This is a genomic window from Terriglobales bacterium, assembly GCA_035457425.1.
Lineage (GTDB): Bacteria > Acidobacteriota > Terriglobia > Terriglobales > Acidobacteriaceae > JACPNR01.
Genome location: DATIBR010000058.1, coordinates 1 through 8,493, shown reverse-complemented (window position 1 = coordinate 8,493; position 8,493 = coordinate 1). Strand labels below are relative to the sequence as shown.

Sequence of the window (8,493 nt, the reverse complement as noted above, 5' to 3'; positions counted from 1 at the left end):
GCCTACCGCTCCATCTGGTGCGACTCCGGCACGCCCTGGTGCGACGAGTCGATGAAGGGCAAGTGGGTCGGCAACGACCTGGTCTTCGAAGGCGACAGCCCGCTGCCGAAGGAGATGGGCGGCGGCGTGATGCACATGGTGCAGAAGTTCAGTGACATCAAGCCGGGCTCCTTCACCTTCACCATCGACGGCGGCCCCAAGGGCAAACCGATGGCGCACATGATGACCATCAAATACGCGCGCGTCGGCAAGTAGGGCCGAGGCTGCGTCGGAGCGCTGGCCTCCAGGCCGGCAGGGGCGCGGGCATCTTGCCCGCGCTTTTCTGTCTTCGGCCCCTGTGGACTGGGGACCGTGGACTGTGTACTTTGGAGCCCTTGGACCCCGTCACCCATCTGCTGACCGGCGCGTGCCTCGCCCGCGCCGGGCTGAATCGCAAGTCGGCGCTTGCGACCTCGGTCGTCGTGCTCGCCGCCGAAGCTCCCGACCTCGACATCGTCGTCTACTTCCGCGGCTCGCTCTCCGGCTTCGAGCATCACCGCGGCATCACGCACACGCTGATCGGCGTGCCGCTCTGCGCCGCGCTCGTCCTCGGCTTCGTCTGGCTGCTCTATCGCGGGCGAATGTCGCGCGGCTGGCGCCCCAAGCGCGAGGTGAAATGGCCCACCCTGTTCGGCCTCGCCTGCATCGCGGGCCTCAGCCACATCCTGCTCGACTTCACCAACCAGTATGGCGTCCGCCCCTTCGAGCCGTTCTCCTACCGCTGGTACTCCTGGGACATCGTCTCCATCATCGAGCCGGTGATGCTCCTCTTCCTGCTCGGCGGCCTGCTTCTCCCCGGCCTGTTCGGCCTCATCAACGAAGAGATCGGCGCGCGCGCCAAGGGACCGCGCGGGCGCGTGGGCGCCATCGTCGCGCTCGTGCTCATCTGCGCGCTTTGGTGGTTCCGCGACATCCAGCACCGCCGCGCTGTCAATGCGCTCGACGCCCAGAGCTACTCCGGCGCCGACCCCATCCGCGTCAGCGCCTATCCTTACGACACCAACCCCTTCGAGTGGTACGGCGTGGTCGAGACGGAAGGCTTCTTCGCGACCATGCACGTCGACTCGCGCCGCCCCGAGGTCGATCCCGACCGCCGCATGCGCATCCGCTATAAGCCGCAGGAGACGCCCGTCACCCTCGCCGCCAAGTCCTCGCGCATGGGACGCGTCTACCTCGACTGGGCCGCCTACCCCTACACCGAGGTCGAGAAGCTCCAGCCGCCCGAGTCCGGATACCTCGTCACCTTCTACGACCTGCGCTTTGCCTATCCCGAGCGCGCGGTCCCCGGCCTGAGCGCTAAAGTCGAACTCGACGACCACCTCGACGTTCGCCTCGAAGGCATGGGCCGCCGCCTCCAGCCGCCAGACTAGAACCGCCGGCGTCTCACCGGGAGGCGCGGCGGCGTCCCGTCCCCGCTCTGCAAGTGCTAGAATCCACCCAAATGCTGTCGCGGAAGTTCGCACTCCTCCTCGTCTTCCTGCTTGCGTTCGCCCTCGCGACGCCCGCGTTCGCCAAGTCCCGGCAAGACGAACTCGCGAAAAAGATCGAGCAGATCCTCGCCGACCCCGAGGTCGCCCGCGGCTTCTGGGGCGTGCAGGTCGTCTCGCTGCAGACCGGCAAGACGCTCTACGAGCTGAACGCCGACAAGCTCTTCACCCCGGCGTCGAACACCAAGCTGTTCACCACCGCCGCCACCTTCGCGCTCATCGGCCCGGAGTTCCGCTTCCAGACTTCCGTCGAGACGCTCGGCACCATCGACAAGTACGGCCGGCTCTCCGGCGACCTCGTGCTCGTCGGGCGCGGCGACCCGAACCTCTCCGGCCGCCTGCTGCCCTACGCTGCCGGCGGACCGCGGCAGCTCCCGCCGCCCGCCGTCCTCGAAAAGCTCGCCGACGAGCTGGTGCGCAAGGGGCTGAAGTTCATCGACGGCGACGTCGTCGCCGACGACTCCTACTTCCCGTTCCAGCGCTGGGCGCCCGGCTGGGAGCAGGACGACCTCGTCACCGAGTACGGCGCGCCCGTCTCCGCGCTCACCATCAACGACAACGTCGTCTACGTGCGCATCATGCCCGCCGACCGTCCCGGCGAGAAAGCCTTCGTCGCGGTCGAGCCCTTCGCCGACTACTACCGCGTCGACAATCGCGTGAACACCACGCCCCCCGGCACCGGCCCCAGCAAGATCACCATCAGCCGCGAGCCCGGCTCCAACGACCTGCTGCTCTGGGGCACCATCCCGCAAGACGATCCCGGCGGCACCCAGGCCATCGCCGTCGACGATCCCGCGCAGTTCGCCGCGCAGTGGTTCCGCCGCCTGCTCGAGCGCCGCGGCGTCGTCGTCTACGGACGCGAGCGCACCCGCCACACCGAGCTCGCCAACCTCACCACGTTTTCCGTGACCTCGCGCGCGGCCGCCGGCGGCGGCACGCTCAGCAACATGACCGTCATGCCGCTGGTCCTCGCGGTGCATGATTCCGGGCCGCTCTCCGAGGACCTGATGGTCATCAACAAGATCAGCCAGAACCTGCACGCCGAGCTCATGCTCCGCCTGCTCGGGCGCGAGCGCGGCACCGCCGGCACCATCGACGGCGGCCTCGAAGTCCTCAACGGCTTCCTCAGCAAGGCCGGCATCACCCCCGAGGAGTACATGCTGTTCGACGGCTCCGGCATGTCGCGCCAGAACCTGGTCACGCCCCGCGCCACCGTCAAGCTTCTGCGCTACGCCGCCACCCAGCCCTGGGGCGACATGTACCTGCGCACCCTCCCGGTCGGCGGCGTCGACGGCACGCTCGCCAACCGCTTCCGCGGCTCTCCCGCCGAGGGCCACGTCCACGGCAAGACCGGCTCCCTCGGCCACGTCAACTCGCTCTCCGGCTACCTCGACACCATGAAGGGCGACCGCCTCGCCTTCGCCATCTACGCCAACAACCACAACCTCCAGGGCCGCAAGGCCGTCGACACAATCGACCAGATCGTCCAAGCCCTGGTCGAAGACGCCAAGCTCCCCGACAAGAAAAAGAAGAAGTAAGAAGGCAAAAAGGAAAAAGGCAAAAGGCTTTTGCCTTTTGCCTTTTGCCTTCGCTTATCGCTTATTGCTTCTTCTATTGCTTGCTCTTCGCCACCACCGCCTCGATCTCGAGCGTGATCTTCACCTGGTCGCCCACCACGGCCGCGCCGTCCTGCATCTTGCGCGCGTACACCACGCCGTAGTCGCGCCGGTTGATGGTGGTCGAGCCCTCCACCGCGATGCGCTGGTTGCCCCACGGGTCGGTGATCGGCCCGCTGATGGTGAACGGGATCTCCACCTGCTTGGTCACGTCCTTCAGCGTCAGGTCGCCCACCAGCACCATCTCGTTGCCGCGCTTTTCCACCTTCGTGCTCTGGAAGGTCATCTCGGGGAACTTTTCCACGTCCAGGAACTCGGACTTGTGCAGGTCCGCGTCCCGGTTGGCGTTGTCGGTGTCGATGCTCGCCGTCTTGATGCTCACCTGCACCGACGACTTCGTCACGTCCTTCGCGTCGTAGTGGATGGTCCCGCTGAAGTCGTCGAAGCGCCCGTGCACCGTCGAGATCATCAGGTGCCTCACCCCGAACCCGACCTGCGAGTGCGCCTTGTCGATCTGGAAATCCTGCGCCGGCGCTGCCACAGCCAGCGCCAGGAAGAAGAACAGAGGTCCAAGCCTGCGTACGTTCATGCCCGCTCCTTGAGATCGCAGATTTCAGATTGCAGATTCCGGAATGAGACCGGCCTATTCTGAGATCTGAGATCTGCGATCTGCGATCCCTACGCCGGCATCACCCGCATGCTCAGGTCCACTGCCTTCGCCGAGTGCGTGAGCGCGCCCACCGAGATGTAATCCACGCCCGTCTCCGCGTACGCCCGCACGTTCTCCAGCGTGATGCCGCCCGAGCACTCCAGCGGGATGCGCCGCGTGTGCTTCGCGCACCGCTCCACCGCCTTCCTCACGTCCTTCACCAGCATGTTGTCGAGCAGGATGGCCTCCGCGCCCGCCTCCAGCGCGGCTTCCAGCTCGTCCAGCGCGCGCACCTCGATCTCGATCGGCGACGAACCCCGCCGGTTGCGCAGCGCGCGCTCCAGCGCCGGCGCGATCCCGCCCGCCAGCGCGATGTGGTTGTTCTTGATCAGCACCCCGTCGGAGAGGTCCAGCCGGTGGTTCATCCCGCCGCCGCACCGCACCGCGTACTTGTCGAGCACGCGCATCCCCGGCACCGTCTTGCGCGTGTCCAGGATGCGCGCCTTCGTCCCGGTCGTCAGGTCGACGAAGCGCCGCGTCAGCGTCGCGATCCCGCTCATCCGCTGCAGCGCGTTCAGGATCACCCGCTCGCACGACAGGATCACCCGCGCGTTGTGCCGGATGACCGCGATCTGCTGGCCCTTGTGCAGCCGCACCCCGTCGAAGATCTCGCCGTGCGTCGTCACCTCGGGGTGCGACACCACCGTGCCGTCGAGCGCGGCGAACACGTCGAAGATGCGCGCCACCGCGCCCAGCCCCGCCAGCACGCAGTCCTCCTTCGCCAGGATCGTCGCCGACGCGCGCTGGCTCGGGTCGATGCACGCGTACGTCGTCGCATCGCGCGTCGCACTATCCTCGCGCAACGCGTTCTCCAGGATCGCCGTGATTCTTCGACTCGTCCAATCCATGCCGCAGCACTCAGTGACTTCACGGCCGACGACCGAGGGCCGACGACCGACGACCAGCAGACTACTTTAATGCCCCCAGCGCCCCACGCGCCTTCTCGATCAGGATCTTCAGCTCCGCCTCGTTCTTCCTGAGCCCCTCCACCACCTTCGCCGGAGCCTTCGCCAGGAAGCCCTCGTTGGAAAGCTGCCGCTGCGCGTTCGCGAGCTGCCCTTCCAGCTTCGCCAGCTCCTTAGTCAGCCGCTCGCGCTCCGCCGCCACGTCCACCTGCTTCTCGTACACCACGCGGACGTCGAACTTCGTGCTCGAGCGCGCGCCCGCCGCCTTCGCCAGCGACTCTTTCACGAACGTGATGCCCTCGACCCCGGCCAGCTTCTCCACCGCCAGCCGATTCTGCTCCACCAGCTTGCGCGTCGCCTCGTCGGCATGGACCTCGATCGGCACCTTCGCGCGCTGCTCCACCTTCAGCTCCGCGCGCAGGTTCCGCACGCTCACGATCAGGTCGCGCAGCACCGCGAACTCCGCCTCCCCCTTCAGGTCGAGCTGCCCGGCGCTCGCCTGCGGATACGCCGCCAGCGCGATCGACTTCAGCGGCGGCTTGCCGTCGTAGAGCGCCTGCCACACCTCTTCCGTCAGGAACGGCATGAACGGGGAGAGCAGGCGCAGTGCGCCTTCGAACAGCGCCACCAGGTTCCCCAGCGCCGCCCGCCGCGCCGATCTGTCGGCGTCGTCGCCCAGCCGCAGCTTCGCCAGTTCCAGGTACCAGTCGCAGAACTCGCCCCAGAAGAATTCGTACACCACGCTCGCCGCCTCGTGGAAGCGATAGGTCGCGAGCGCGTCGTTGACCTGCTGCGCCGCCTGGTTGAAGCGCGAGACGATCCAGCGGTCCTCGAGCGTCCGCGCCGCGCCCGCTTGTTGGTCGGACGCCGCGACCTCGCAGCCCGAGAACTCCGCCGCGATCGCCCGCGTCTGGAATTCCTGCAGCGACCACACGCCCGCCTCCGCCGCCCGGTCCACGTTCATGAACAGGAAGCGCGCCGCGTTCCAGATCTTGTTGGCGAAGGCGCGGTAGCCTTCGGTGCGCGACTCGCTGAACGCGATGTCCGTCCCCGGCGCCGCCATCGCCGCCAGCGTGAACCGCACCGCGTCCGTCCCGTACTTCTCGATGATCTCGATGGGGTCGATCACGTTCCCCTTGGTCTTCGACATCTTCTGCCGCTCGGCGTCCCGCACCAGCGCGTGGATGTACACCTGCCGGAACGGCACGCTCCCCTCCGCATGGTCCTTCATGAAGTGGCAGCCCAGCATGATCATGCGCGCCACCCAGAAGAACAGGATGTCGAACCCGGTGATGAGCAGCGACGTCGGATAGAACACCTCGGCGTCGCGCGTCTTGTCGGGCCACCCCAGCGTGGTGAACGGCAGCAGTCCCGACGAGAACCAGGTGTCGAGCACGTCAGTATCCTGCTCCAGCTTCCAGCTCTGGCACTTCGCGCACTGCTTCGGCTCGGTGCGCGCCACCGTGATGTGCTTGCAGTCGCGGCAGTGCCACGCCGGGATGCGATGCCCCCACCACAGTTGCCGCGAGATGCACCAGTCGTGGATGTTCCGCATCCACTCGAAGTACGTCTTCGCGTAGTTCTCCGGCACGAAGGTGATCTCGCCGCGCATCACCACTTCGATGGCCTTCTCCGCCAGCGGCGCCACCTTCACGAACCACTGCGTCGAAAGCCTCGGCTCCACGATCGTCTTGCAGCGGTCGCACTTCCCGACCGCCATCGGGTGGTCCTTGATCCCCACCAGCAGGCCCTTGGCGCGCAGGTCTTCCACCACGCGTTCGCGCGCCTCGTAGCGGTCCAGCCCCGCGTACGGCCCGCCGTTCTCGTTGATGCGCGCCGCGTCGTCCATCACGTCCACCTGCTCCAGCAGGTGCCGCAGCCCGATCTGGAAGTCGTTGGGATCGTGCGCCGGCGTCACCTTCACCGCGCCCGTGCCGAACTCCGCGCTCACCCACTCGTCCGCGATGATCGGGATCTCGCGCTCCAGCAGCGGCAGCAGCGCGCGCTTGCCCACCAGCTTCGTGTAGCGCTCGTCGTTGGGATTCACCGCCACCGCGGTGTCGCCCAGCATCGTCTCCGGGCGCGTCGTCGCCACGTGGATGAATCCCTTTTCCCCGACCAGCGGGTACTGGATCTCGTACAGCTTCCCCAGGATCTCCTCGTGCACGACTTCGAGGTCGCTGATCGCCGTCAGGCAGCGCGGGCACCAGTTGATGACGTACTTCCCGCGATAGATCAGCCCGTCTTCGTATAAGCGGACGAACGCCTCCAGCACGGCGCGCGACAGCCGCTCGTCCATGGTGAAGTACTCGCGGTCCCAGTCGACCGAGTCGCCCAGCCGCCGCATCTGCTGCTGGATGGCGCCGCCGTAGAGCTGCTTCCACTGCCACACGCGCTCGATGAACGCCTCTCGCCCCAGGTCGCGCCGTTTGATGCCCTCGGTCGCCAGCTGCCGCTCCACCATCATCTGGGTCGCGATGCCGGCGTGGTCGGTCCCGGGCAGCCACTCGGTGTTGAACCCGCGCATGCGATGCCACCGCGCCACGATGTCCATCTCGGTGTGGTTCAGCATGTGGCCCATGTGCAGCCGCCCCGTCACGTTGGGCGGCGGCAAGAGCAGCGTGAACACCGGACGCTTGTCGTCCGGCGCCGGCGTCGGGGTGGCGAACAGCTTCTCCGCTACCCAGTAATCCGCCCAGCGCTGCTCGATCGCGCTCGGGTCATAGCTTTTCGGGAGATCGTGAGGCATTCAGTCCGGCCGCGCTCTCTGGAGGTAAACGACGATAGTACAGGCCGCCGGAAAAGGGGGTCAAACCCCGTCGTGGCGCGTTCGCTCTGCGAGCGACGGGTGGAGCAGGCCTTCAGGCCCGCGTTCCTGAGACCTCGGAAGTGTTATCCCGAGCAAGCGCGAGCCGAGTCCGCAGGACGAGGGAGCGCGAGTCGAGGGACCACACCTTGTGAGGTGGGCAGCGATTCGACTGCTGCTATCCTGCGTCATCCGAGGAGGGTCGAGGAATGCGAACACTCATCGTCGCGGCAGTTCTCTGTTTCACTGTTTCCGCTACTGCACAAGATACCAAGGCGCCGGTCAACCTGAAGAGCATCCTGCTTCAGCAACTGCACGAGGTGCACAACCAGAAGAACTGGTTCGTCTCGGAGAAGGAGGCGGCGATGGGACTGACCCCCGAGCAGGCCGCCTGGAGCGATGGCAAGAACCATTCCGTCGGACAACTGGTGCAGCACCTTACCTATTGGAACCGGATGACGCTGGTAGCTCTGCAGGGCCATCCCGAGAAAGCGGTTGACGATAACAACGAAACCTTCAATTTTGATCCCAAGACTTGGGACGCGACGCAGAAGCAGTTCGACCAGGTCATGACCGACCTCGAGACCCTGGTCCAATCTGCTGACGATGCGACGTTGGCGAAGATCGCGCCTACCATCGCGCGCGTCGCACAGCACAACGCCTATCACATCGGCGAGATGGTCACATCGCGCAAGAAGCAAGGGAGCTGGGATCCGGAGAAAGGCGTGAAGTAGACCGGTCCAGCCGCAGGCGCTCTACCCGCTCCGGCGGGTGGCCCACGCTTTGTCGTGAGCCAAGAATTTTGAGGGTGCCCCACCCTTTCGCAAGCGTTCCTTGCGAGCGAAAGGGTGGGAGCTAGTGATCAGTTCCCACACTTCGCGCGAAAAGCGCGCACGAACCGTCGGCGCCCTCCCATCTCTGTGATCGTCCC

General features: G+C 66.3%; 7 protein-coding genes. 4 read left to right on the top strand and 3 right to left on the bottom strand.

Annotated elements, in window-relative coordinates:
- The 3 genes from VLA96_04255 to dacB form a co-directional block, all read left to right on the top strand.
- The coding region (locus VLA96_04255) for a hypothetical protein (protein ID HSE48400.1) at positions 1–255 on the top strand (255 nt) is incomplete at its 5' end.
- A 119-nt stretch (positions 256–374) separates the two neighbouring features.
- Positions 375–1,409, top strand: a complete 1,035-nt coding sequence (locus VLA96_04250) for a metal-dependent hydrolase (GenBank protein HSE48399.1) — start codon at positions 375–377, stop codon at positions 1,407–1,409.
- Positions 1,410–1,480: 71 nt separating this feature from the next.
- Positions 1,481–3,064 carry a D-alanyl-D-alanine carboxypeptidase/D-alanyl-D-alanine-endopeptidase gene (gene dacB / locus VLA96_04245; protein ID HSE48398.1) on the top strand — a complete coding sequence of 528 codons (1,584 nt, stop codon included), beginning with the start codon at positions 1,481–1,483 and terminating at the stop codon, positions 3,062–3,064.
- 73 nt (positions 3,065–3,137) lie between these two features.
- Here dacB and VLA96_04240 read toward each other — a convergent pair whose 3' ends face one another.
- From VLA96_04240 to VLA96_04230, 3 genes are all read right to left on the bottom strand, one after another.
- The gene (locus tag VLA96_04240; protein ID HSE48397.1) at positions 3,138–3,731 is read right to left on the bottom strand and encodes a YceI family protein; all 594 of its coding nucleotides are present in this window, start codon (positions 3,729–3,731) and stop codon (positions 3,138–3,140) included.
- An 89-nt stretch (positions 3,732–3,820) separates the two neighbouring features.
- Positions 3,821–4,699 carry a carboxylating nicotinate-nucleotide diphosphorylase gene (gene nadC, locus VLA96_04235; protein HSE48396.1) on the bottom strand — a complete coding sequence of 293 codons (879 nt, stop codon included), beginning with the start codon at positions 4,697–4,699 and terminating at the stop codon, positions 3,821–3,823.
- A 61-nt stretch (positions 4,700–4,760) separates the two neighbouring features.
- Positions 4,761–7,505 (bottom strand): valine--tRNA ligase, encoded by a 2,745-nt coding sequence (locus VLA96_04230; protein ID HSE48395.1) that lies wholly within the window; start codon positions 7,503–7,505, stop codon positions 4,761–4,763.
- 266 nt (positions 7,506–7,771) lie between these two features.
- Between VLA96_04230 and VLA96_04225 the strand changes: the two genes are divergently transcribed.
- Positions 7,772–8,296, top strand: a complete 525-nt coding sequence (locus tag VLA96_04225) for a DinB family protein (protein HSE48394.1) — start codon at positions 7,772–7,774, stop codon at positions 8,294–8,296.
- Positions 8,297–8,493 lie beyond the last annotated feature (197 nt).